Source organism: Borreliella lanei, assembly GCF_014205895.1.
Taxonomy (GTDB): Bacteria; Spirochaetota; Spirochaetia; order Borreliales; family Borreliaceae; genus Borreliella; species Borreliella lanei.
On the sequence record NZ_JACHFC010000001.1, the window covers coordinates 60,238 to 84,839 of the forward strand.

Genomic DNA, 24,602 nt, shown 5'->3' on the forward strand with positions numbered 1-24,602 from the left:
AATTGTTAAATTGTTTAAAAAATAAATATAAAATTAAAATATAATAACATATTTATATTTATTTAAACCCACTCCTTGTATTACTGCTAATATTTTCTCTTCTCTGGATTTTAAAATCTTAAATTCATTAATATTAATTTTAATTTCAATATAAGCACCATTTTTAACAAGATTTATCTTATTAGAATCAATGCAAACCTTTTCAAAACTTCTTAAAGATTCTAGACTAATTAAAGAAGCTTTACTCAAATTTCCACACAATGTGGAATCCTTTAATCCAAACATACCTACTTTAGTTCTTTTTAAATTATTAACATACGCTAAAGAATTCAGAGAATAAGCCAAATCTCTTGCAATGCTCCTAATATAAGTACCTTTTGAACAACTAATTTTTAAACTAAGCAAAGAAGAAGTAAAATCATAACTTAATCTTTGAATATTATAAACAGTCACTTTTCGTTTTTTAATTTCAAAAAACTTCCCATTCAAAGCAAGTTTATAAGCCCTGCTACCATCAATATGAACAGAAGAAAATCTAGGGGGACTTTGATAAATCTCTCCTACAAAATCTTTAAGCTTTAAATCTATATCCTCTAAATTAGGAATATAATCTGTTTTACTAACTATTCTTCCATTCGGATCAAGAGTATCTGTTTCTAATCCAAATCTAAATTCTGCTACATACTCTTTATCTAAAGAAGTAAAATAACCTGAAAGCTTTGTATATTTTCCTACAAGACCAATCAAAATTCCACTTGCAAATTTATCAAGTGTGCCAGCATGCCCAACACGATTTGTATTAAAATATTTTTTTATAGGAAAAAGAGTTTCAAAAGAAGTTTTGCCTTGTTCTTTATTAATTAAAAGGAATCCATTTTTCAAATTTAATTCTCTCTTGTAGTATTTAATCCTTCAATTAACTTATTAACATAAAATGATTTAGAAAGAGAATCGTCCTTAAAAAATAATAATTTAGGAGTACTTCTAACTTTAATTCGCTTAATAATTTGACTTTGAATGAACCCCTTAGCATTATTTAAAGCTTTAACTGCATTATCCAAAGAAGCACCTTCCTTAATAGAACCCACAAACACCTTAGCATTTATTAAATCTTTTGAAAATTCTACTTTAACCACGGTTAAAAATGAATGAATTCTGGGATCTTTAATCCCCCCGCTTACTATTAAATTGCCAATTTCTTGAGCAATAAAACTTTCAAGTTTAAACTTTTTAATATTCTTATACATAAACACATATAAATAAAACAATACTAAGTTTTAAAAGTTTTTTTCACCTTTTTTACCTCAAATGCTTCAATTATATCTCCTTCTTTAATATTAGCATAATTATCGATCACAACGCCACACTCATATTGCTCAGCAACTTCTTTAACATCATCTTTAAATCGCTTTAAAGATGAAATTTTGCCGGAATGAATCTGCAAACCATCTCTCATCACATTAGTAATCGCATCTCGTTTTATTAGTCCTCGAGAAACATAACAACCAGCTATTACCCCGATTTTAGGAACATTTATTACAGCTCTCACTTCAGCAAAGCCAATAAACTGCTGCTCAACATCTGGCTCAAGCATTCCCTCAAGAACTGACTTAACATCATTTATAGCATCATAAATAACATTATACTTTCTAATCTCAACTTTTTCCTGATCTGCTAGTACCTGAGCTTTTGCAGTAGGCCTTACATGAAATCCAATAACAATAGCATCGCTTGCTGAAGCAAAGCTAATATCTGTTTCAGTTATTACCCCTGCTGATGAATGCACAACTCTTACTCGAACCTCATCGTTTGTTAATTTTTCAAGAGAATTCTTTAAAGCTTCGACTGAACCCTGAACATCTGCTTTTAAAATTATTTTAAGCTCTTTAAGCGTTCCTTCTTTGATTGAATCATAAAGATTTAACATGGTAACTTTCTTTACATTTTTGGAAGATTCATATTTTTTAAGATCTTGCCTTTTAGAACTGATCAATTTTGCTTCTTTTTCAGTTTTAGTTACTTGAAAAGGATCCCCGGCCTGAGGCATTGAAGAAAATCCTAAAACACTAATGGCTTTAGCAGGCCCAACGCTCTTAACGGGAACACCCTTGTCGCTAATTAATGCCTTAACTTTACCATAGCACGCTCCGCCCACAAAAGAATCTCCCACATAAAGAGTTCCATCCTCAATAATAACAGAACAAACTATTCCGCGCCCCAAATCAATCTTAGCATCAAGTACTTTTCCAATAGCTCTTTTGGATGGGTTTGCCTTTAATAACATCATATCTGACTGTAGAAGAATCATGTCAAGAAGCTCAGAAATTCCTATCTTTTTAAGGGCAGAAATCAGCACAAAAATAGTATCTCCCCCCCAATCCTCAGATACTAAACCGTATTCTGAAAGCTGATGTTTAATCTTATCGGGATTTGAATCCGGCAAATCAATCTTATTTATAGCAACAATAATTGGAACATTTGCTTCTTTTGCATGATTGATAGCCTCAATAGTTTGAGGCATAACACCATCAATTGCTGACACAACAAGAACAACAATGTCTGTAACTTGAGCCCCACGACTTCTCATCATAGTAAAAGCTTCATGACCGGGAGTATCTAAAAATGTTATTTCTCGATCATTATAAACAATAGTATAAGCTCCAATATGCTGAGTAATGCCACCAGACTCTGTTTGATTTATATCTATATTTTGAAGCACAGAAAGTAATTTAGTCTTGCCATGATCAACATGACCCATTATTGTAATAACAGGAGGTTTTTCAATTCTTTTACTTTGATCCTCCACTTCTTCTTCTATAACCGTTTCATCATAAATAGAGACAACATTAACTTTTGAACCATACTCTTCAACTAAAATAGTTGCCGTATCAGAATCTATTTTTTCATTAATAGTCACCATTACGCCCAAAGCCATTAATTTAGCAATTAAATCAGAAGATTTTAAATTCATCTTTCTTGCAAGATCAGAAACAGTAATGCTGCCCATAATGTCAATTGACTTTGGAATAGGGTTAGCTAAATTTTCTCTTTTCTTTTTTTGAAGTTGCTCAAAAACTTTTTGTTCAATCGTTTTGCTCTCAGTTTCTGCTTTTTTTCTTTTATAGCTTTTTTGACTCTCTTGTTGCTGTTTTTTTTTCTCGCCAAGCTTACGATTTAACTCTTTGCTATTCTCAGAATCTGCTGAAGATGCGCTGCTAACAATAACGGGAACTTTGGTTTTTATAACTCTTCTAAAAGACATAGAAGTAGTAGTATATTTATTTTGGGGATTATTTTTGGCAACATATGTTTTCTTTACCGAACCCTGATATTGAGAGACTGAGCTGTCTCTGTTTTGTGAATATCCACCAGTTCTGTTGTCCCTATTTTGCGAATATCCACCAGTTCTGTTGTCCCTGTTTTGTGAATATCCACCAGTTCTGTTGTCCCTATTTTGCGAATATCCACCAGTTCTGTTGTCCCTGTTTTGTGAATATCCACCAGTTCTGTTGTCCCTATTTTGCGAATACCCGCCAGCTCTGTTGTCCCTGTTTTGTGAATATCCACCAGTTCTGTTGTCTCTATTTTGCGAATACCCGCCAGCTCTGTTGTCTCTATTTTGAAAATATCCACCTCTGTTGTCTCTGTTTTGCGAATATTCAATTTTATTGTTCTGCTTATGCAAATCAACAGAACTATTTGAATCATTTTTACCGCTTAAATCATTATGTGTTACAATTTTTACTACCTTCTTTTTCAACTTAATAATCTTAATTTTTTTGCCATCTTCATTTTTAATATCATCAATATTTTTCGACAAACCTACTCCTCCTCAAACTCAAAACTAAGCCCTATTTTACAACCCGGACAGGAGGTCATATTTTCATTAATAACAACACCACATTCAGGACAAAGAAGCTCTTCATCTTCTTCTACCTTTTCCATAGACTCATCATTGTCATTAGCAATTATTATCATACCCTCTTTTAATATTTTGTTAATTTCTTCTTGTTTTTCATAACTTACACCAAGATTAAAAAGCACTCCCTCATCCGCTTGTAAAAAATTGTCAATATCATCAAGCCCCTCTTTTGATAAATTAGAAATCACAGAAGAATCGAGTAATTTAAGATCACTTATTTTGCTAATATCTTCAAATTGTTCCTCTTCAACAACATCCTGCATAACTTTATCAAACATTTCGAGTGTTTCTTGCTTAAACTCCGAATTAGCTTTCATTTCTGCAAATTGACTGCTAGTTTTAACATCAATAGCCCAGTCAAGAAGTCTGTTAGCAAGTCTAACATTTTGACCCATTTTACCTATAGCAAGAGAAAGTTGGTCATCACTAACAACTACTAAAGCTTTATGTAAATCCTCGTCAAGAATATAAACATGCTCTATCTTTGAAGGAGTCAAAGAATCCTTTATAAATTCTTTAATATCTTTACTATAAGGGATAATATCAATTTTTTCTCCTTCAAGTTCCTTAATTATAGATTGAATTCTGACTCCTTTTTGCCCTATACAAGGACCAACAGGATCAATTTCTTCTTTTTCAGAATAAACAGCAACTTTAATTCTGTAACCAGGATCACGAACTATTTTATGAATCTTAATAATACCTTCTTCAATTTCTGGAATTTCAAGCGCTAAAAGCTCTTCAATAAACTTTGGATGGGTTCTAGAAAGAATAACTTCAATACCATTTTTACCCTTTTTGACATTATAAACTAAAACTCTAATCTTATCATTAAGGTTATAAACTTCTCTTGGCGACTGATACTTCTTGGGAATTATACCATCCGTATTGCCAAGATTAACATAAAGATCACCATTTCTATTTTGTTGAACGTATCCAATAACAACCTTATTCAACTTGCTTTTAAATTCTGACAAAATCTCATTATCCTCAATTCCTTGCAAGTCATTTTTGGTTCTTTGCTTTGCAACCTGAATAGAAAGCCTATCAAAAATTTTAGGATTAATTTCAATGTAAGCATAACCACCTTCTACAATATTTTCCCTTGAGATATCTTTTTCTAATATTTCAAGAAAAGAATCTTTTACCTCTTCTACAATTTTCTTTTTTGCATAAACAGACAAATCTCCCGTATCATCATCAAACTTAATAAAAGCATTCTCATTGCTTCCAAAATACTTCTTATAAGCTATTAATACTGATTCTTTAATTGTTTTTCTAATAGAATCTATACTCATGCCGCGATCATTTGCAATATTAACAATCATATGCCCCGTGCCCTTTATCATCCAAACTTCCTCCTTAAACTAACCTGGCTTTCTTAACATCACTATAAAAAACATTTACTTCTTTGCTATCTGTTTTAAAAATAAAACTTTTTGGCTTTGACTCTAATATAAAACCCTCTTCAAATTCATTATCCAACATCAACTTAATCTTTTTACCTTCAAAAATTTTAAACTCTCTGTCACTTTTTATTTTTCTATCTATTCCTGGAGTAGAAAGTTCTAAAGCAAAACCATATTTAAGATTTGCTTCTAAAATTAATAAAATCATCTTATGCAAATCAGTCAACAAATCAACACCTAAGGAAAAATTTTTACTATAAAGAACTATTTGAATTTTTCCATTATTTTTATTTCTAAAGATATTAATTTCTAATATCTCAACATTTAACCGCTCTGTTAAATCTTTTATCAAATTAAAAACTTCATTATTATAGTCAAAATATTTAATCAACTGTATTCCTAAAAATAATAAGGTTCTTTAAAAGAACCTTATTAAATACATAAACTAAACCTTAAGTCAAGGTTAACACTTAGCAAAAATAATGTCAACATTAAATCAAATTATAAGATTTGGCCAACGAAAGCTTTATAACCTTACAAGCTCCCAATTGCATAATAAGATCTTCACAAGTGCGCATAGATGCTCCTGTAGTAACAATATCATCAAATAAAACAATCTTTTTAAACTGAAAATTTTTATATTTTGATCTTAATTTAATTTTATTTTCAAGATTTCTAAATCTGAGATTCCCTTTCATTAACTTCTGACTTTTCCCATACTTTCTTGAAAAAATATTTATATAATTAAAACCAAAACGGCTTAATAAAATACCAATGTATTCCATATGATCAAAACCATAAAATAATTTTCTTTTAAAACTACAAGGAACGGTTACTATTTGATCAAAATCAATATTATTCAAACATTCAGCAATTCCACTTGCTAAAAATCTACCAATTGACTTTTGAGAATCCCTCTTATAAGACAAAATTAAAGATTTGTAATGCTCTTTATATTCAAAAAAATAAATCAAATTCTCATCAAATTTAATTTTAAAATTAAAAAGTAACTTACATTGGTCGCAAAGAGCATTAGAAGATATATATCTTTTTCCACAAAACACACAAAAGGGTAAAAATATACTCTTTAGAACATTTAAATAGCTCATACTAACTGGACTGAGAGACAACCTTTAAAACAAGTTGATTTAAAAGCTCAATTGATTGAAAAGGGGTAATATTATTAATATCTATGCTAGAAATAAAATTTTTTAACTCTAAATACTCATTTAATTTAACATGAACATCAGTGTCATTTTTCAAGCCCCCTTTATCATTACCATTAGAAGAAACATGGGGAATAAATTCTAAGCACGAGCTACCCTCTCGGCCCAGCAAACTTTCTAAAATAACATTGGCTCTATCTATTACCCTTAAAGGAAGTCCCGCTATGCGAGCAACATAAATCCCATAAGAATTAAGAGATGGCTTTTCTTCAACTTCTCTTAAGAAAACAAGTTCGTTGCCTTGCTTTTCAATTTTCATTGAAAGATTAATAAAAGCTTTATGATTAATAGACGACAGCTCATGAAAATGTGTGGCAAACAAACTTCTAGCCTTAATATACTCTAAAATATACTCTATAATAGAATAAGCAATAGCTAGCCCATCATTAGTACTAGTGCCTCTTCCAACTTCATCCATAATTATTAAACTCTTTTCTGTTGCATTCCTTAAAATATTGGCTGTTTCATTCATTTCAACCAAAAAAGTAGATTCCCCTTTGGCAATATTATCGCTTGCTCCAATTCTGCAAAAAATTTTATCTGTAATACCTATTACAGCTTTAGAAGCTGGAACAAAAGAACCTATGTGCGCCATTAAAGTAATTAAAGCCACCTGACGCAAATAAGTTGATTTACCTGCCATATTAGGTCCAGTAATTAAACAAAAATGCTTTTCTTTATTAATCCTTACAAAATTTTCAGTAAAGATTTCAGCGTTTTTCACATAGCGCTCAACAACAGGATGACGAGACTTGTCAAGAAAAATTTCTTTACTGGATGTCAATACAGGCCTTTTATATTCATTTTTTTTTGCCAAATAACCAAAGTTAACAACCAAATCAATATATGCAAAAAATTCTGCAACCTTTTTAAGAACTTTATTATGCTTAACAACATTTGATGCTATTTCATCAAAAATTTCCTGCTCAAAAGCAACCACATTGTCTTCAGCATTATTAATATCCACTTCAAGAGAAATAAGTTTTTCTGTCTTATATCTTTTTGAAGAATTTAAAGATTGGCTTTCCATAAAATGTGGAGGCACCTGAGCATAATTACTCTTTGTAACTTCAAAAAATAATCCCCTATTATTAGTTTTTCTAATCTTTAAGTTATTGATCTTGCTAAGCAATTTCTCTGATTCAAGATATTGATCAATATATTTATTTGCATTAATCTTTAAATCTTTCAAGCTATCAAGCTTTAAATCATAACCTCTTTTTATAAGCTCATCGGGCAAGCTTGAAATTGCACTATTAATCAAAAAATAAACCTTAGAAATACTATCTTCTTCAAACTTATCAAAATTCCAATAATCAAAATTATGCTTGTCAAATAACTTTTTTACCGTAAAAAATACAGAAAGGGCTTTTTCAATAAATAAAAAATCTTTTTTAACATATCTTTTCATTTGAATCCTAGATATTATTCTCTCAATATCCCATATATTAATAAAAGTTTCTCTTAAAGTCATAGTTAAGCTAATATTTTTGCAAAAAAATTCAACATGATCTAGTCTGGCATTAATCTCAGATATATTTAAAATTGGATTTAAAATATATTCCCTTAAAAGTCTTTTTCCCATTGCAGTTTTGCAATCATTTAACACAGAATATAATGAATATTGAGAAGAAAAATCATTATTATTTTTTACAAGTTCAAGATTCACTTGAGTTACATCATCAAGAAACATGTACGAAGAATCATTATTAATATCTATTTTATCAATATTGCTTAATAAATTTTTTAAATTATTTTTTATATGATTTATAATGAGAAAAATTGAAATGTAATAAGGCTTATCTTCATCAAATCCAAGAGAGCTCAATCCAAGTATGTTAAAATGCTCCTTTATTGTTTTTATTGCAATATCCTTATCAAGATGCCAAGTAGGCACTTTATTAATTAAAAACCGACTAAGATTAAGTTTCTCTGAGTATTCATAATAAAAATTTTCAGAAACTATTATCTCTTTGGGAGAGTATTTCTCAAGATCCCTTTTAAGCTTTTCAAAAAAGCTATTCTCATAAAACATTATCCCAAGACTAGAAGTAGATAAATCTATATAAGAAAACGAATAATAATTTTTATAATCACTAATAGCAACTAAATAGTTATTGACATCATCATTTAAAAAATCTTCATCAATAATAACGCCTGGGGTTATTACCTCAACAACTTCTCTTTCTAAAGGCCCCCCAGAAGTAGAATTAGAGGCTTGCTCACAAATTGCAACCTTTTTCTCAAATAAAATTAATTTCCTTATATATTCTTTACTAGTATGGTAAGGCACCCCACACATTGGAACATTTTCTCTTTTTGTCAATGTTAAATTAAGAAGCTTGCTTGCCTCAATTGCATCATCAAAAAACATTTCATAAAAACTTCCTACTCTAAAAAAAAGAATAGCATCTTTATATTTTTTCTTGATATCTAAATACTGCCTCATCATTGGGGTAACATTTTTTTCCATATGCTTCCTAAATAATATTGAATTACAATTGATATTATAAAATAAATATAATTCAATTAAAAAGAAAGAATATAAAATAATAAAAAGACTATAAAAGCAATATTTTATACAATTAACTGCTACCCAGTTATTAAAAAGTCTATTTTTTAAATTTAATTAATTTTAAAAAATTTGTTTGCAAAAAACTTTTCACAATAAACAATAATTTTTTGTTTAAGTTGGATTTAAACTTATTCTGAGGCAGAACATTACAGATTTAAAAAAGAAAGTAATACCTTGAAAGAAAAAGTCTTTAAGGATTTTTATTGTCCTTTTCTAAAAGATGCTTAACAACATCATCTGTTATATCAACAGTGCTATTGTGGTAAAGAATATATGGATTATTTTTTTTCATAATCAAAGAAAACCCATTAATTTCTGCAATATATTGAATGCCACGAAGTATTTTACTTAAAGATTCACTATTATTATTTAAACTATTAATATTGGCCAATCTCTGCTGTTCTAAATTATTCTTTGCCAAACTAGATACTCTCTTTAGCTCATCAACTTTTAAATTATATTGATTTCCAAAAGATCTTGCATTATCTAAATCATTATCAGCAATCGATCTATCATACATCTGTTTTAAATTCTTAAGTTCTAAATTTAAAGTATTTATTTGTTCTTGATAACGATTTTTTATTTGATCAAGATTAGCTTTCAATTGAGGATTTAAAACTTCAATCACAATTCTATCAAAATCAACAATGCCTATTTTAACAACATCTATTGAAAAAACATTAAAAGACAATAAAAAAAACAATGGTAAAATCAAAAAAAACACAAATTTCTCCATAGCATTATTAATCAATATCTCATCTCAATTCCTAAGAAAAATTTAAATCCAGAATAATATTTGTAATAACTGTTAGCTTTATCATTGTCAAAATAAAAAGGATAAGCTATTACAAAAGACAACGGCAATTGAGGCAAAAGGCTTCTAATTCCAGTTCCCCAGCTAAAAGCAAAACTACTAAAAGGTCTAAACAAAGAATTTTCTTGCCCTTCTAAAGAATAGGAAGCAAAATCTATAAAAAAAGCATCCCAAACTAAAATATTTTTTAACAAAGGAATAGATATCTGCACAGTATTTACAAAAGAACTGTAAATATTTTTCAAAATCCCCCAACCTCTAGCCTGCATAAAATTTTCACTAAGAATTATGTGATGATGGGGTTGAATTTCAATTTCAAAACCATTACCAAGAGGAGGCAATATATTTGAATATACACTCCTTAAGGTCAAAATAATATCAAAATAAGGAGTAAACACATCCTCATATCCTAAAAGAGAAAAATATCTCTCAAAGGTTGTAGAAGATTTAATAAAATGGCTCTGACCAAATAAAAATCCACCAAAAAAATCAAACTGCTGCTTAAGTAAAAATCCATTATTAGATAAAGAAGTAGAATTTCTTGTATCCCAAGCCGCGCTCAAACTAAGAGAATTTTCAAATCTAAAAGTTTTGTAATTATCTCTTAAATAATAATTTGAAGGTCTGTTAACCTCGTTATCATAAAAAACATATTTTAAAGCGGTTTGTAAAGTACCAAGAAGGGTTTGCTTACCAAGATAATTAGAAAAAGTATACCCTGTAAACGCTCCAAAACTAAGTTTAAGCAAGGAATAATTCATGGCATTAAAATCAGAAAAGCTTTTAGCATCTCGATATTCTTCCCAACTTGTAAATGGATCAGGAACTTCTCTTTTGCCAGAAAAAATAGGCCCATTAATATCCTGATAAGCAGTATTAACAGAATGTGAAAAATCTATAAATCCACCTACGGTCCATCTTTTCTGAAAAAACCAATTATCTCTAAATGTCAAACTAAGACTTTGCTCTAAAAAAGATAAATTTAGTCTTGCGGCAAAATAATAGCCTTCGCCTAAAAAATTAGAAAGCTCCCACTGCCCAAATACTGAGAATGGAAACGAAGAATTTGAATTGCCTCCAAAATTCATACCAAATCCAAAATTACTTGTTGCTCGCTCCTCAATGTTTAAATTTATTTTCATAAGCCCTTCTGTATTGCCTGGAACAATATCAGGAATTACATTTGAAAAATAACCAAGCTGCTGTAAATTTGCCATGCCCATCTTAAACTTGTCCAAACTAAAAACATCTCCCTCTTGAAGGGGAATCTCTCTAAGTATTACATGCGAAGCTGTATTTTTATTTTTAGAAACAGTAATAGACTCAATATGAGCTTTATCCTTTTCTAAAATTTTAATTAACAAATCAACAAATTCCCCTCTTATCTTTTGTGAAGGAATAATTTCCGTAAAAATATACCCTTCCTTAAAATAACTTTCTTTAATTTTGGCAAAATCCTGCTCAAATTTAGAATCATTAAAAATATCACCTTCGCTAAAGGTAATAAAACTTTTTAATTCCTCTAAACTAAAAACTGAATTACCAGAAATTTCAAGCTTTCCAAACCTAAAAACATTGCCTTCTGAAAGAAAATATTTCAAAAAAACTTCCTTTTCTAGCCTTTTAGAATCTTTAAGGGAATCTTTAATATCAACAGTACTATTGATAATCTTAACATCAATATATCCATTATTTTTATAAAAAGACTCTAGTTGACGCTTGTCCTTATCAACATTACTTTTTAAATATTTACCATCTGAGAAAAGAGACACTACTCTTGATGCTAAAGATTTTCTCAAAGTGCTGCTTTTAAAGCTTAAATTTCCTTCAAAGTCAATCCCTTTGACAACATATTTGGGCCCAGCTACTATATTAAAAATAATATCAACTAAATTTCCTTCTTCTTTTATTTCAAAATTTGCAGAAACATCAAGATATCCCATATCTTTATACATCTCTTCAAGCTTGTCAATACCTTTATTAACACTCGCAAGATTTAAAGGCTCATTGGTTTTAATATTTACCTTCTCAACAAGTTCGCTATTCCAAAAAACCCTACTGCTATCAGAAAAAACAACAGAATTAACTAAAGATTTTTCTTTTACAATAAATGTAATAAAAAGATTCTCACCATCTATTTTAAATAGAGGCTTAATAAGCCCAGAAAAATAATCAAGAGAATAAAGATCAATTTGCAATTTATCAAAAATTTCATTAGAATATGCCACGCCAATGTAAGGTTTTAAAATATTAATAAAATCTCTCTCCTTCTTATTCTTAAGTCCTTCAAAATTAATACCCTTTATTATTTTTCCTTTGTAATTTTCAACTTGACCAAAACTAAAAACAACAAAAAATATTAAAAAACTTACAAAAAACAAACCTCTAATTGAACCCATCTTAACCTCTTAACAATTTAATATTTAAATTTCCAAGAAATGCCTATATTATTTCCTATTCCATCTAAACCTTTTTTCATAAAATTGTAATCAAACTCATAATTAACCAAAAAAAATGGAGAATCAAACTCAATACCCAAATTGATAACAAAATTTAAATCTTTTGAAAAAGGAGTCATTTGTTCTTTCAAAAAACCAAAGCCCCCACTAATAAAAACACCCTCAACAAGATATTTACCTACCTTAACACTTGTATTGTCAAGAACATCAACAAAAGTAGGATTCCCGATTTTGAAAAAATTACTATTAATAGAATTTTTCAATATATCTGTCTTTATACTCAACAAGTCTAAGTTTAATACAGAACGCATATAATCTTCAATGGGTTGAATTAAAAAATCAAGAGCAATGTCACTTACTATTCCAATTGCCATTTCAGCAGCATTAGTCCCTGCCGATCGCAATCCTCCCTCAGCCCCTCCTATTGTTGAGCCTGAAAGCAAATATTTAATCTCCTGCTCATTTCTAGAAGGATAAGACATAAACTCAATTTTCCATAAACTTAAAGGACTATCAATACTTATTGTAACAAGCAGTTTATCATTTCTATCCTTAATAGTATTTGTAGCCTCCGCTTTTATCCATGGATCAAATTTAGTTCTGCTCTCATTAAAGGATATATAAGAGCCACTTTTAAAGATAAATTTTTTATTATTATAATTAACAAAGCCGCTTGCAATATTCAAATCCCCCTTAATAATAAAATCGTCTGTTTTTGTGTCAGATTTTATTACAAGTTTATCCCCTCTTGAAATAGTAGCTTGTAAAAAAGAAATATTACTATCTGGCCAATGAAAAGTAACACCGCTGTCAAAATTTATCTCAAGATCAGTTAAAATATCAAAATCTAGAACATTAATATCAACTGTTTGCAATCTTTTTGCTCGCTTAAAAGGATTTATTAATAAATCAACAACAGAACTTTCAAGAGAATAAACCCAAGCATTTGAAATATTTAAAATGCCTTTAAACATTATTTCATCAGCATTTCCTTCAATTGAAAAATCGCCTAAAGCATAACCTGTAAAGCTTAAGGCAATTTTGTCAAATTTAATAGGAACTCCCGTTCTACCAGTCACATTAATATCTATTTTGTAATAATCAATAATAGTATCACTTAAAAAATTTAAATTTAAACTAGTAGAAACAAAAATCTTAGAATATCGATCTAGGCTAAACTCATTATTAAAAATGATTTTATTATCCTGAATTTCAACTGGCATATCAAATATTTCTAAAGCTCTATCACCACCAAATTTTCTAGAAGCTCTTAAATACTCAGTGCTAATTGATCCTTTTTGAATATTTAAACTTCCATTAATATTAGGATTATACAAATCCCCATCAATATCAAATTCACCATTTAAAATAAGATCGTAAAGAATAAAATGATTGTCAACATTAAATAAAGAATGTGAATCCAAAAAATCTTTGGTGATTATTTTTGAATCAAATTTAAGATCTCTGACATTTCCAAGAATTTTATTTTTAATTATTTTGCCTGACGAATTAAAACTAAGAGGCAAATAATCTTTTAAAATAAAGCTATATTCTCCACTGCCATAATGGTATAAAACATTAATAAGGTCATAATCAATCGAAACCATATTAAATTTTTCAAAATCATTACTAAATTCAATCGTAAGATTGGATAAAAATTCATTTTTATATTTAATATCTCTAAAGAAAAATTCTCCCTCCGTTTTGGTTTTCAAAACTCCAAATTGCTCTTCAACTCCACTTTGGAAATTTCTAAAATTTGCATTAAACTTATAAGAAAGCAAGTCGCTATTAAAAACTATATTGGATACGCCTATAGAACTGATTAGGTCATATCTTAGGCTCCCAGTAAGAAACTCTTTTTTATTGCGCTTGGCTTTTATATCATATATGTTAAGCTTGTTGTCTAACAATCCTAAATTCATAGAAAACTTAACGGGAACGCCCAATAAGGTTAATTTATCTGCCTCAAGATATCCACTCAAAGAATAATTTTTAAAATCATTCTTTTTAAAATTTAGCAAAAAATTACCATTAATCTTTCCTTCTAAAAGGGACAAAGAATTAAAATTGTTAAAATCTAAGTCTTGAAATTTAAGCAAAAAATAACTTCCATATTCATCGGAATTAACCCCTAAAAAATATCGTTCTGAATTTAAGCTAGAAAATAGATTCAAGCTTCCATTAAAATTATCTTTTAAATTGAATTGTCCATATCCTTGCAAATTTGAAAGTTTGTTTACAAGTTTAACATCAGAAATGTACAATTTATCATATTCATATAAGCCTTTAAAGCCAAAATTGAAATTATAGGCAGGTATTTTAGAAGCTTTTATTATATTAAACTCGTCTATTTTAAATTTCAAATCTTCATTAAGACCTAAATAGCTCCCATGAAAATTTATATTTATTAAAAGATCAGAAGTTTTATTGTAAACTCTAAAATCATTAAAATTAAGGTTATAAACTATTTTAGAATCAAAATAATTAAAATCTAATTTAATACCAAGAGGAGATTCGGCAACAATAAACCTATCTTTAAGATTAACATTAAAATGCAAAGGATAAACTTTGTTCAAATAAGAAAAATTCGTGCCAATATTAAGCCCACCTTCAAATAACTCAACAAACAAGCTGGAATGCAAATTGTGATCATTGTACTGCAAATCAAAATTGTTTGATTTGTAAAAATTCTTTTCTCCACTAGCATCAAACACAAATTTGAAATTGTCCAACTTTGAAAATACCATGAAATTGAATTTTTTTAATTTATTTTTATGATAATCAAATTTATTTAAATTAAAATCAGAAACCAAATTTAAATATTTACCTGAGAATAAAGTCTTGGGAAAAAAATTTATCAAGTGAGAACTGGGAATAACTTCTTTTAAAAAAAGCAAAGGAAATTCTTTAATGCCTAAACTTAAAGAAAATTCTTCATCATTAAGATCTCCTTTTAAAGAAATTTGAGAGTTTTTATTTTCTAAATAAACCAAATAGTTAACAAAAATTTTATCCTTTAAAAAATAAGTTTTTAAACTTAAATTTTGAAAACCAAGATTTCCAAGACTAAAATTATCAGACTTAACCAAAAAAACATCTTTATCTTTATTAAAATCTAGATACCCATTTAGATCATTAAAATTTAAAATTTTTGCGGACTTAAAGTTGAGACGTCCTATTGGAAGCAAATCTTTCAAAGAATAATAACCTTTATAGCTTACAACCCCCCTTTTAAGCTTTAAAAAAGCATTCTTAATACTTACAACCCTATCATCCCCCTTAATTTCAAGCTGTAAGCCTTGAACTTCTTTACCTATGGTATCTACATTTAAAGATGAATCTATTATTCCTGCATATCTTAAATCTTTATCCTTAAAATCATAGGAAAATGCCAATTGACCATTTAAACTTATATCAAAATAATCTTTATAGATTTCAAAGCCTTTATTTAGCTTAATCCAATCTAAAAGATTAACATTGAAAAATAAAGCATCTAATCGAACAAAACCATTAGCCTTGTCATAAGTTAAATTAAAATCAAAATTCTCTCTTCGTAAATTAAAAATTTTTAAATTTCCTTTTGAATAATTTATTTGGAACCCTTGCTCAAGTAAAGAAAAATAACTTGTTTTAAATTCAAAAAAACTAAAATTAACATAGCCATCCTCAAAGCCTTTTTTGAATTTCCCCTCAAAATAGAAAGTTGAATCAAAAATTCCATCATAAACTCTTTCAGACGGTAAATCAATTTCTAAATTTTTAACAGTACTAAAATCAACTACAGAGCTAAATAAAAAATCTTCATCTACGGTATTTAAGGAAAAATTTTTAACTTTAAAATTCAACCAACTATCATTATTAAGCCTAATATTAATATTGATATTTTCTAAATTAATATTCAATCTATAAAGATAGTTTAAAATTTTATTTAAAATTACATTTCCATTATCAGGATAAGCATTGCTAGGATTTAAATCACCAGACAAACTAAAGTCGTTTATATCAAAATTAAAATTACTCCCTTTAACATAAACATTTAAAATAATGTTTTCATCACCCAAAATTAATTTAAACAAATTTAAATCTACCCTAACGATATCTATTAATATTTTATCTTTTCCATCCAAGCTTAACTCTAAACCGTCTATCTTGATTGATGATAAGAAATACGGTGAAATTTTATCATATTTAATCTTAAAGCCAAATTTTGATTCAAGATATTTTATAGCAAAAAACTTTGCAGAATAAATTTGAACTTGAACAAATAGATTAATGGAAAAAATTATTAAAACAAAAATGAAAAATGGTAAAATCAACAATAAAAATGTCTTATTTCTCAAAAACAACAAATCCATACACTCTATCGATAATTATTATTATATAATAATTATCGATAACCTAATTATTGACACCAAAAGAAAGGAAGAAAAAATATTTGTGATTAAAATATTGAAAAATTTTTATTGCATAGAAGGAATTGATGGAAGCGGGAAAACAAGCATCACAAATAAACTGAAAGCTCTTTGCAATAATGAATCAAGATATTATTTTACAAAAGAACCATCAAGCGGAATAATTGGAGAAATGATAAGAGAACAATTAATGAATTTTGAAAATCCTTTAAAAGAATCAACATTTGCATATCTTTATGCTGCAGATCGACATGATCATTTATATAAAAAAGGTGGCATACTAGAAATTTTAAACACAAAATCCACAAAAATAATAACTGATCGCTATTTATTCTCATCAATTGCCTATCAAGGAAAATTGGGATATGAATTAAATAAAAACTTTCCATTGCCTGAAAAAGTATTCTTTATTGAAACAGACCCAAACATAGCTTATGAAAGAATACAAAAAAATAGAACACAAAGTGATCTTTTTGAACTTGAAAAATATAAAACTTTTGAACAAATTGCTCTAAAATATTTAAAAATATTTAAAAAACTAGAAAAAAAAATTAATGTGATTTACATTAACAATTCAATAAAAGATAATTTAGATAAAAACGCAAAAAAAATTTTTAATCTAATAAAATTCTAATATAATTAATCATATGCTTAATTGTATTTTTAAAAACGCCACCTTCCAAATGAATTTAATTTTACTTCTTTTAGTATCAGTTGTAAAAATAAATGCATCGTCCAAATTTTATTACGCAGAACAGTGGTATGTAATCTTTAACTCTCAAATGAAAAAAAAACCTGAAAACTATAAAAAAAATATATTTTTTCTTCAAAAAGCCTTAAAATATCCATTTGGTAATCCAAAATACTCACTAACTAAAATAGAAACGAAAAAGCAGTGGGAAAAATATAAACTTCTTTTCAAAATGCATGTAAATTTGCTTCTAGTTAAGCAAAATTTATATTTGGGAGATTTATTCGACACAAGAAATTTATATTTTTTCAAAACTCCAGAAAAAAATGGAATTATTTCCAATCTAGAAAAATCAAAAAAATTATATAAATTGGCTATTAATTACTACAATGAAGCGCTAAAATACCACAAAAAACTTGAAAATTACAAATCTGTTAAACTAGAAAACGATGGAATAACAAACTGGGAAGATGAATATCATAAAATTTCTCTTAAAGAGCTTAATTACTATGATATTATTAAAAAAGAACTACTAAGAATTGACGAAACTAAAGCATTTTTTGAACAAAGGCCAAACTATTATTAAAAAAACTCTTTGCCTTCTTTGGAAAAAAAAATTTTATTTATATAATCCTTATCTAAAGAAAACTTAAAAACAAGATCTTTAAAATTATCCTTACTCAAAATACTATATTCTGAGAAAAGCGTTATTAACGCTCTTTCTGCTAAAAAAGGCAGTTCTAAAATATTTCTTAAAATTTCAGCTCTAAATTCACACGCTTTTTCACTGTCTAAAGAATTTACAAAATTAGAATTTTCAACATCGGTGCTTAGCGCTACAACTTCATTTTCAAGAAATTCTTTATCTCCTTGTGAATATAGCAAAGCAAATGGCTTTAAAAAAGAAAAAAAATATTCTTTGCCTACAAGATAATGGTGCATTGAACATCTTGTAGAGTAATTTGGGTAAATAGCAGATTCAATCTCTTCATCGCCACCAACAATAAGCAAAGGATCAAAATAAGGAGCTGGAATTTCTTTATTGTTGTAAAAATAATATCTATACGAAAAAAAAGATTCTTCCATGCAATCAATATGCCCACAATAAGCTCCAAGCTTATAAATCTTATCTGAATATTCTACCAAAAGTTTAGCAGTATCATTAAAAGATTCTTTTCTAAAATTATAAAGCAGTGTAGGCAATATAAATAAAATATTCTCATTTAATGAAATTTTATTTAAAACAAAAATTAAACGTTCATCATAAAAACATGCCTCATCAATAATAAAAGTGCCACAACTGGGATTAGAAGCTATTAAATTTTCAATATCAAAAGAGTTGCTAGCAAAACCAATCTCATCAATTTTATCTTTTCCGCCACCTCTATATGGTATCACGTTTTCTGGATAATCTTGAAATCTCCTCTTGTCGAGAAAATTTCTAATAAAAAATACATTAACCCTGCTTCTATTTCCTTTAATAATATTACCCAATACCTTGAAAGATTTTTTTCTTACAACAAGCGAATCTTTATAAATTTTTGCAGCATATTCTGTTTTTCCACTTCCCATGGGTCCAACTACAAGAATTAAGTTTATTTTTACTTTAAAATCAAAATGACTAATAGAGACAATGTTATTTAATTTAGTATCTTCTTTATTAGCAAAGTCTAAACAAAAACCCAAAAATCCTCCCCAAAGTAAATTAAAATTCAATTATCTAAATAAAAACAACAAAAAAACATTATCATTAAAAGCCTAAAAATTGATTATTTAGAATTCTATGAAAGTTATTATTCAAAAGAATAATAACTTTCAAAATTATCATCATCTAACAAAGCTTTCTTTATTTTTAGTTTATTCTTTTCATAAATTTCAATATAATTAAATTTTTTAGAACCATTAACTTTTCTATAAATTGAAACCAAACTTCCAACCACATAATTTTTAATTTCTACCAAATTAGATCCAAAATATTTTTTTTTACTTATCAAGCTTGATCTAATATCTAAAACAGACGTTTTTTCAAAAAATAAATTTAAAGCATTTGGCATAAAAAAATTTTTAATATCAATCAAGAACAACTCTCTGATCCCAAGACTATTAAAATTGTAACCCAAATTGTTAAAAAGATTGCACTTAAAAGCATGTAAAGCAAAGGTATAAACATCTCTTTTGCCAGGATATTGAACCTCAATCATATCAACATAAGGATAAACAGAATAATTTATTTTATAACCAAGCAAACTATTCTCATAATAAACTGGAGACTTGTCTTTAAAATAAATTTTATTAAAATATTCGCTATTTAAACTAAATTTGTTGTCAAAATCTCCTATTCCTGAAAAAATACCTACTAAAACTCCATCTTTGAGTATGACAAAATTATTTTTATTATCAATACAATAAATTCCTGACAAACTTTTATAATCTTCTAAAAATTTACTCTTCATGTCGTAATCTTCTAAAAGATCATAAAACATTTTGTATTCATTTATTGTCTTAGGAGGAAATTTTTTAAAAATTCTATAAGCTTCGGCAGGATCTAAAAGTTTATATTTTAAAAAATAAATACCGTGAATTCCCTTATATTCTTTAATTTTGCCTTTAAGAAAAGAAAATAAAGAAACAGAATTGTCATAATTAAAATTTGAATTTCTAAATATATAATTAATGTTTTCGGTTGTAAAGAAAAAGTCTTCTTTTGATCTAATAGTATTAAAAATGCTAAAAAAAAACCTATCTTCTTTCAAAAACCACTTAAAAAATAAAAAATCATTACCATATAAAGAAAAAGCTTTAAATAAAATTTTTTTAAAATCATCTCCAAAACTTTCAAGTCTGCCAGAAGCTTCAAGCCTCATGTAAATTAAATCTTTATCTATTTGCAATTCTTCATTTAAGTTTCTATACAAAGTAATAATTTCTTCATACATACTTTTATTTTCATTTTGCCTTAAAAGCAACGAAAAATAATAGGTGTATACTTCTTTAAAAGTTGCTACTTTAAAGTTATTAATATTAATTGCTTCTTTTAATAAATAAATTTTATCCGCTAAAGCAACATTATCTTTTAATGAAAGCTCATAAAGAGCATCTGAAGCTAACAAATTGAAATCAAGAGATCCATAAATTAAATCATTTCCTTTTTGTAAATTGGAAAAATTTCTAGACTCATTGAAAAGAATATTTGAAATATCTTCATCTTCTTTGACTGAAATTGCATATAGGTTTATAGAAATAAAAAGAATGAAACCCATCTTTAAATAAAGCATAAACACTTACCTAACCTTTTGTATCTTCCTCCTTTACTTCTTTTGCATTAGAGTCTGCCGCTAATAAATCATATTCATCTTTATTAGCTTCAAAACCCAAAAGCTCTCTCACTTCTTTATCTGTCAAAGTTTCTTTTAAAACAAGTTCTTTTGCAAGCTTAACAAGTTGATCCTTATGTTTTAAAAGGATATCTGATGCCTCTTTTAAACATTCTTCAAGTATTCTTTTTACCTCTCTGTCAACTTTATCAGCAGTGTTCTCAGAATAAGCTTTAGCCTTTGAAAACTCTTTTGGAAGAAAAATAGGTGCTTCATCGTCTACTAAAAATATTGGACCAACTTCTTCACCCATTCCCCACTCTGTAACCATTTTTTTAGCCAAACTAGTAGCTTGCATTAAATCATTTTGAACACCCGCTGTTGTAACACCTAAATTTATTTGCTCACTAGCATAACCGCCATAACATATCTTTATTTTGTCAAGAATTTGGTGTTTGTTTATTGAAAGCCTATCTTCCCTTGGAAGAGAAAATGCAACACCAAGTGCCCGGCCCCTTGGAATAATGGTAACCTTATGAAGTGGATCAGCATGTTCAAGATAATAGTGAAGCAAAGCATGACCTGCCTCATGATAAGCCGTCTCAAGCTTTTGCCTATCAGTAATAGTCATGGATTTTTTTGCAACCCCCATCAATATTTTATCTCTGGCCTCTTCCATATCCTTCATTAAAATTTCATCTTGATTATTCCTTGCCGCTATTAAGGCTCCTTCATTAATTAAATTTGCAAGATCAGCACCACTAGCTCCAGGAGTAGCTCTTGCTATTACTTGTAAATTAATATCTTTTGAAAGTTTTGTTTTTGAAGAATGAATATTTAATATTGCCTCTCTTTCCTTAATATCAGGCAAAGAAACTGTTACTTGTCTGTCAAATCGTCCAGGTCTAAGCAAAGCAGAGTCAAGAACATCTGGACGATTTGTGGCAGCCATAACAATTACATTGGTATGCGTTCCAAATCCATCCATTTCAACCAACAGCTGATTAAGAGTTTGCTCTCTTTCATCATGACCACCGCCAAGCCCTGCACCACGACTTCGACCAACAGCATCAAGCTCATCAATAAAAATAATACATGGAGAATTTTTTCTAGCATTATCAAATAAATCTCTAACACGACTTGCTCCAACCCCAACAAACATCTCCACAAAATCTGAGCCTGACATATGAAAAAAACTAACCCCAGCCTCACCGGCAACAGCTTTGGCAAGCAAAGTCTTGCCAGTACCCGGAGAACCAACTAAAAGCACTCCTTTGGGAATCTTTGCACCTATTTTTTCAAATTTTTTTGGATTTTTAAGAAATTCAACAACTTCGCGAAGCTCTTGCTTAACCTCTTCTTGACCAGCCACATCTTTAAAGGTGATTTTATTCTTTCCAGCTTCATACTTTTGAGCATTACTTTTCCCAAATGTAAAAACCTTTCCACCACCGCCTTGAGTTTGACGAAATATAAAGAAAAAGAAAATAAAAAATAAAATCCATGGCAAAGTTTGTAATAAAACCCCAATCAGAGAAGCTTGACTTTTCCCTGAGCTAAGCTCAACTTTTTTGCTTTTTAGTTCTGAAAGTAGATTTATATCAAGATAGGGAATACTAGTAGAAAAATAAGACTTTGCAAAGTTAGAACCCTTGACAACAAATTGAATCAAATTTTTATCAATTATAACTACAGACTCAACTAGACCATTGTCTAAATAGCTCTGAAAAGTGCTATAAGGAACATTTTTATAGCTTTCCCCCCCCCTTATAAAATATGACATAAATATTGCTGAAATTAGAAAAACAACAACAAGTCCCAAAATCCAATTTTTATTCTTCTTTTTGTTATTAGATTTTCCATTATTATTCATATTATTATTGCCATTCATTCCTTTAAAAGCCCTCCAATCAATGATATATTAATTTTTTTAAGAATGCTTTTTTCACTCCATACTAAGTTTAAAGTATTTAAATCAATAATCCCAATTAACCTATTATCTAATGCTAACAACATTAAATAAACCGGATTACACCTTATAAACTTAGAAAAAAATTTTTTTGCTTTCAATTTATCCTTAAAAAATTTATACCTAAACTCATAAGAACAACATTTTAATTTTGATACAGAAGCTGTATTACACTCTAAATATTTTAGCAAAATCTTACCTAAAGATAAACTATGCCATTTACCAACTTCCAAAATAAAATCAAAAGGTTTGTAAAATTTTTCATCCCTTTTAAAAATTAAATTAATCTTATTATGCCTTTTTTCTAAAAAAAAATCATTGGTTTTTAACAAAACATTATTTTTCTTTTTATTAATCTCTACCTTAAACACTTCATTAAGAGCTTTATAAGAAACTTTGGCTACAATTCCTTCTGAATTTAAAATTTTAAAAATCAATCTAAACACCAAATACTTAGGAAAATCTAATAAAGTTTTCAAATCAAAAGAATAATAATATTTGCCTTTCTCAACAGGAAAAAATTCATCTTTTTCAAAATAATCCGCAAATTCCTTTGAAAATTCAGATATTCTTTTAAGGCATTTTTCATATCCTTTAAAAACCTTTTTTATAGCAGGTAGTAAATTATTTCTAACCCTATTTCTTAGATATAAATTTTGAGCATTTGTACTATCAACAAAAAAACCAATATTATTCAAAGATAAAAAACTTTCAATTTCTAGTCTTGAAACCTCAAGCAAGGGTCTTATAATGTTTCTATTGACATCAGGAATACCCGAAAGACCATCCAAAAAAGATCCTTGAAAAAATCTCATAATTATTGTTTCAATTTGATCGTTTTCATTATGAGCAAGTGCAATATAATTTGCACCATTTTCTTTAAGAGCATTTTCTAAAGCAGCATATCTGAATTTCCTTGCAAGCTCTTCAATAGATACTCCTAATCTAGCTGATTCGCTTTTTATATCTATATCACATTTTTCAATTTGTAAAGCAATATTGTAAAGATCACAAAACCCCTTTACATGCTCTATCTCTTTATTTTGCTCATTATTAGATCTAATAAAATGAGCAAAATAAAATGCAATAACATTATTGCTCAAATAATATTTTAAATTTAATAACAAAGCCGTAGAATCAGCCCCACCAGAAAAAGCAACAATAACCCGATTTTTATTTAAAAAATTTTTTTTATAAAACTTATCTATTTTAATTTGTATGTTATCGTCTAAAAAATGCATTAAAAATTACTAGAATTAATTTTTTGAACCTTGCTCTTAAAATTTGATTCGCTAATATCAATTAGCTCATCACTTAAAAAATCATACAATTTTTCAAGCCTATCCATTTCATCATTGCAAAATTTAGAAAGAACAAAGCTCTTTATATCACCCATAACATTGCTCCCAACCCCAATATAAAGTCTACTATAGTTAGAGCTTCCAAGAACACTTGAAATTGACCTAAGACCATTATGAGTAGAAACACCACCTCGCTCTTTAAGCCTGCATTTTCCCAAAGGAAGATCAACATTATCAAGAACCACTAATAAATTCTTTATACACATATAAAAATCTGAAAATATTGAAGGAAATAAAGACCCACTTAGATTCATATAGGTCAATGGCTTCACCAAAATTACTCTTCCAGAAATCATTTTTAATTCTGAATATTCATATTTTTTTTTTCTCTTTAAAAAAAGGCCGTTTTTAGAAACAATTTTATCCAAAAGAGAAAAACCAACATTATGCCTAGTTAAAGAAAATTCTAATCCAGGGTTTCCTAATCCAAGTATCAACAACCCCATA

17 protein-coding genes are annotated in these 24,602 nt (G+C 28.2%); 2 read left to right on the plus strand and 15 right to left on the minus strand.

From position 1 onward, the window contains the following. Positions 1 to 33: 33 nt before the first annotated feature. The 10 genes from truB to HNQ06_RS00270 all read right to left on the minus strand — a co-directional run bounded on the left by truB (position 34) and on the right by HNQ06_RS00270 (position 16,763). Positions 34 to 882: a tRNA pseudouridine(55) synthase TruB gene (truB, locus tag HNQ06_RS00225; protein ID WP_184106792.1), complete on the minus strand. Its 849-nt coding sequence runs from the start codon at positions 880 to 882 to the stop codon at positions 34 to 36. Positions 883 to 884: 2 nt separating this feature from the next. Beyond that, positions 885 to 1,247, minus strand: coding sequence for a 30S ribosome-binding factor RbfA (rbfA, locus tag HNQ06_RS00230; RefSeq protein ID WP_184106794.1), 363 nt, complete (start codon positions 1,245 to 1,247; stop codon positions 885 to 887). A 23-nt stretch (positions 1,248 to 1,270) separates the two neighbouring features. Further along, positions 1,271 to 3,820, minus strand: coding sequence for a translation initiation factor IF-2 (gene infB / locus HNQ06_RS00235; RefSeq protein WP_184106796.1), 2,550 nt, complete (start codon positions 3,818 to 3,820; stop codon positions 1,271 to 1,273). 2 nt (positions 3,821 to 3,822) lie between these two features. Then, entirely contained in the window at positions 3,823 to 5,271 is a 1,449-nt protein-coding gene (nusA, locus tag HNQ06_RS00240; RefSeq protein ID WP_184106798.1) for a transcription termination factor NusA, read from the minus strand. A 13-nt stretch (positions 5,272 to 5,284) separates the two neighbouring features. Continuing rightward, the gene (rimP, locus tag HNQ06_RS00245; RefSeq protein WP_184106800.1) at positions 5,285 to 5,722 is read right to left on the minus strand and encodes a ribosome maturation factor RimP; all 438 of its coding nucleotides are present in this window, start codon (positions 5,720 to 5,722) and stop codon (positions 5,285 to 5,287) included. 100 nt (positions 5,723 to 5,822) lie between these two features. Beyond that, on the minus strand, positions 5,823 to 6,440 hold the full coding sequence (locus HNQ06_RS00250; RefSeq protein ID WP_184106802.1) for a ComF family protein: 618 nt from the start codon (positions 6,438 to 6,440) through the stop codon (positions 5,823 to 5,825). 1 nt (position 6,441) lies between these two features. Beyond that, the gene (gene mutS, locus HNQ06_RS00255) at positions 6,442 to 9,030 is read right to left on the minus strand and encodes a DNA mismatch repair protein MutS (protein WP_184106804.1); all 2,589 of its coding nucleotides are present in this window, start codon (positions 9,028 to 9,030) and stop codon (positions 6,442 to 6,444) included. 292 nt (positions 9,031 to 9,322) lie between these two features. After that, the gene (locus HNQ06_RS00260) at positions 9,323 to 9,856 is read right to left on the minus strand and encodes an OmpH family outer membrane protein (protein ID WP_184106806.1); all 534 of its coding nucleotides are present in this window, start codon (positions 9,854 to 9,856) and stop codon (positions 9,323 to 9,325) included. A 23-nt stretch (positions 9,857 to 9,879) separates the two neighbouring features. Then, on the minus strand, positions 9,880 to 12,345 hold the full coding sequence (gene bamA / locus HNQ06_RS00265; RefSeq protein WP_184106808.1) for an outer membrane protein assembly factor BamA: 2,466 nt from the start codon (positions 12,343 to 12,345) through the stop codon (positions 9,880 to 9,882). A gap of 17 nt (positions 12,346 to 12,362) precedes the next feature. Beyond that, positions 12,363 to 16,763 carry a translocation/assembly module TamB domain-containing protein gene (locus HNQ06_RS00270; protein WP_184106810.1) on the minus strand — a complete coding sequence of 1,467 codons (4,401 nt, stop codon included), beginning with the start codon at positions 16,761 to 16,763 and terminating at the stop codon, positions 12,363 to 12,365. Between the two features lie 82 nt (positions 16,764 to 16,845). Between HNQ06_RS00270 and tmk the strand changes: the two genes are divergently transcribed. Together tmk and HNQ06_RS00280 are read left to right on the plus strand one after the other, a co-directional pair. After that, positions 16,846 to 17,454, plus strand: a complete 609-nt coding sequence (tmk, locus tag HNQ06_RS00275) for a dTMP kinase (protein ID WP_184106812.1) — start codon at positions 16,846 to 16,848, stop codon at positions 17,452 to 17,454. Positions 17,455 to 17,467: 13 nt separating this feature from the next. Further along, positions 17,468 to 18,097 carry a hypothetical protein gene (locus HNQ06_RS00280; protein WP_184106814.1) on the plus strand — a complete coding sequence of 210 codons (630 nt, stop codon included), beginning with the start codon at positions 17,468 to 17,470 and terminating at the stop codon, positions 18,095 to 18,097. Here the strand turns inward: HNQ06_RS00280 and HNQ06_RS00285 are convergent. The 5 genes from HNQ06_RS00285 to pth form a co-directional block, all read right to left on the minus strand. Next, positions 18,094 to 19,197: a thymidine kinase gene (locus tag HNQ06_RS00285; protein WP_184106816.1), complete on the minus strand. Its 1,104-nt coding sequence runs from the start codon at positions 19,195 to 19,197 to the stop codon at positions 18,094 to 18,096. The genes HNQ06_RS00280 and HNQ06_RS00285 overlap by 4 nt on opposite strands. A gap of 107 nt (positions 19,198 to 19,304) precedes the next feature. Continuing rightward, positions 19,305 to 20,786, minus strand: a complete 1,482-nt coding sequence (locus HNQ06_RS00290) for a hypothetical protein (protein WP_184106818.1) — start codon at positions 20,784 to 20,786, stop codon at positions 19,305 to 19,307. A gap of 10 nt (positions 20,787 to 20,796) precedes the next feature. Further along, positions 20,797 to 22,716 carry an ATP-dependent zinc metalloprotease FtsH gene (gene ftsH, locus HNQ06_RS00295; RefSeq protein ID WP_184106820.1) on the minus strand — a complete coding sequence of 640 codons (1,920 nt, stop codon included), beginning with the start codon at positions 22,714 to 22,716 and terminating at the stop codon, positions 20,797 to 20,799. Further along, positions 22,713 to 24,035, minus strand: coding sequence for a tRNA lysidine(34) synthetase TilS (tilS, locus tag HNQ06_RS00300; RefSeq protein ID WP_184106822.1), 1,323 nt, complete (start codon positions 24,033 to 24,035; stop codon positions 22,713 to 22,715). Before tilS ends, ftsH begins: the two co-directional genes overlap by 4 nt. Further along, positions 24,035 to 24,601, minus strand: a complete 567-nt coding sequence (gene pth, locus HNQ06_RS00305; RefSeq protein WP_184106824.1) for an aminoacyl-tRNA hydrolase — start codon at positions 24,599 to 24,601, stop codon at positions 24,035 to 24,037. The genes tilS and pth overlap by 1 nt, the downstream gene beginning before the upstream one ends. Position 24,602: the final 1 nt, after the last annotated feature.

Bases quoted from the DNA above. Each gene is read 5' to 3' on its own strand.
- bamA (WP_184106808.1), bottom strand. From the start codon at position 12,345: ATGGGTTCAATTAGAGGTTTGTTTTTTGTAAGTTTTTTAATATTTTTT.
- pth (WP_184106824.1), bottom strand. From the start codon at position 24,601: ATGGGGTTGTTGATACTTGGATTAGGAAACCCTGGATTAGAATTTTCT.
- tilS (WP_184106822.1), bottom strand. From the start codon at position 24,035: ATGCATTTTTTAGACGATAACATACAAATTAAAATAGATAAGTTTTAT.
- HNQ06_RS00290 (WP_184106818.1), bottom strand. From the start codon at position 20,786: ATGCTTTATTTAAAGATGGGTTTCATTCTTTTTATTTCTATAAACCTA.
- HNQ06_RS00280 (WP_184106814.1), top strand. From the start codon at position 17,468: ATGCTTAATTGTATTTTTAAAAACGCCACCTTCCAAATGAATTTAATT.
- HNQ06_RS00270 (WP_184106810.1), bottom strand. From the start codon at position 16,763: ATGGATTTGTTGTTTTTGAGAAATAAGACATTTTTATTGTTGATTTTA.
- rbfA (WP_184106794.1), bottom strand. From the start codon at position 1,247: ATGTATAAGAATATTAAAAAGTTTAAACTTGAAAGTTTTATTGCTCAA.
- ftsH (WP_184106820.1), bottom strand. From the start codon at position 22,716: ATGAATGGCAATAATAATATGAATAATAATGGAAAATCTAATAACAAA.
- nusA (WP_184106798.1), bottom strand. From the start codon at position 5,271: ATGATAAAGGGCACGGGGCATATGATTGTTAATATTGCAAATGATCGC.
- HNQ06_RS00250 (WP_184106802.1), bottom strand. From the start codon at position 6,440: ATGAGCTATTTAAATGTTCTAAAGAGTATATTTTTACCCTTTTGTGTG.
- mutS (WP_184106804.1), bottom strand. From the start codon at position 9,030: ATGGAAAAAAATGTTACCCCAATGATGAGGCAGTATTTAGATATCAAG.